We start from the raw sequence: 1,743 nt of genomic DNA, 5'->3' as shown, positions 1-1,743 counted from the left end.
GGTCGAATGAAAGGCAAACGAAGTATCCGGGGAGGAAGACCCCGGATCCGAACAATCATGTTTATGGCGATGATGTCATCAATCCAATGTAACCCAGTATTTAAGCAAAAATATGAGCATCTAAAGGCTGCTGGGAAGTTACCAAAAGTAGCGTTGATAGCCTGTATGAGAAAACTGATCGTGATCTTAAATACGATGGTAAAAAACCAGCAGCAGTGGCAGGTAAATTAGTCGAAAACAGTTGACTAAGAACCACAGTCACTTGTTAAATGCTTTCTATGATAAATCTAATATCAAAACCATTTTGTGGATGATTAAGCCATGAATTAAATTCTAAAGATATTCTTTTGTTGCCTATTAATTCAGAATTATTTTTCATATTAAGTATGGCATTTTCTATAGATGATGAAATTGGACGGTTAAGTGATTTTATAGATAGCATGTTAGCTAGATAATTCAATTTCTCCATGGCGAGATCAGATCTATTGTTATTGTTGACATTTATTTTTATCTTAAGCTCTTTTGCTGTGGTGTCTGTGCCTTCAACATAATAAGCAATATTGTCTGGCATTATGTCATCAGTATATGTAATGAGTGTCGAACTCGCATGCCAACAATCAAAAGATTTATTATAAAATCCAGTTGTGATACCGGAATCAATAAGAAAGTCTTTAGCTTTGTATGGAGACCAACCTTCTGATGGTGGAACCTCAGCGGGATTTTTTTCAGCATGTCTAACATGGAAAATGTGTTTGATAGTTTCTATCAACTGTCTATGCGTATTTATCTTATCTAAAGATACGTGATGTGACCAACGATCAAGCAATTTGATGTTTATGTTAAATATTAGTATTGAATATATTTTCGCTAGAGTGTTTAGTTTCTTATTGGGGATGGCTAAATTCAATCTAATAAAAATTGTTTCGTAGAAAGAATATATCATAACCAATAGAACTATTGGAGTGCACAAGATAGAAAGCAATAACGGTGTTGAAAAGTCATAAAGCGTAGATATGTTTTCAACTGATGAAAAATCAGTTGCCAGTTTGTATATTGTGAATACTGATAGCGAGAGACCAAAAATAACCAGTATGTTGTCACATATTTTCTTTATAAGGTGAAATTCATCATTTTTCCCTGCAATTACTGATATTGTCGCGATTATGAATAGTGCAGGTTGTGCGATCAGTTCAATTGCGAGAGGAAATGAATACAAACCGAAAATGAACTCAAATACACCCAATACCTTAATATTGTCAATGATTACGTCTTTGAGTATGGCTGGTTTAGCTCTAATTTTTTCTAGTTTAAATAGAAGTGGAGTTCCGACAAAAGCAACCCAAAGAATAGTGTTTTTCCACTGACTTGAATCCCATAAGTAAAATTCTTGGCAAATTAAAACAATTGCAATGACGTACAGGAGGAATGCAGAGACTACAGTTATTATCTTTATATGAAAAAATGCCTTTAAAACATCGATAAATGAACTGATTATGGATGTTTTTCTCTTGAATATAACTATATACATTAAGACTGCTATAGCCCAAATGATGATACTTAGTTCTCTATTGTTGAATATATTCACAAAAGTCTCTTAAGCATTTAACTTCGACTTAAATGGCGGCACGTAGTGCCGTCCATTTTCAAGTTTTGTATGGTTAATGTGTTCAGTAAAACGGGTAAATTAGAGGCCCACCCTCAATGGCCGTTGAGGGCCTTTATGCAGTAGCTCGATTCAAGTTT

The 1,743-nt window shown here is 34.3% G+C and carries 2 protein-coding genes; one reads left to right on the top strand and one right to left on the bottom strand.

Annotated elements, in window-relative coordinates; all coding sequences use genetic code 11:
• Window positions 1-231: transposase (locus HNR75_RS15400; RefSeq protein ID WP_188027822.1), on the top strand; the 231-nt coding region annotated here is incomplete at its 5' end.
• Window positions 232-265: 34 nt separating this feature from the next.
• Here HNR75_RS15400 and HNR75_RS15395 read toward each other — a convergent pair.
• Window positions 266-1,585 carry a hypothetical protein gene (locus HNR75_RS15395; protein ID WP_188027821.1) on the bottom strand — a complete coding sequence of 440 codons (1,320 nt, stop codon included), beginning with the start codon at window positions 1,583-1,585 and terminating at the stop codon, window positions 266-268.
• Window positions 1,586-1,743: the final 158 nt, after the last annotated feature.

The sequence above is a fragment of the Tolumonas osonensis genome, assembly GCF_014202415.1.
In the GTDB taxonomy this organism is placed as follows: Bacteria; Pseudomonadota; Gammaproteobacteria; order Enterobacterales; family Aeromonadaceae; genus Tolumonas; species Tolumonas osonensis.
Note: the sequence above shows the minus strand (reverse complement) of the source record. Positions and strands in the feature narration are given on the sequence as shown.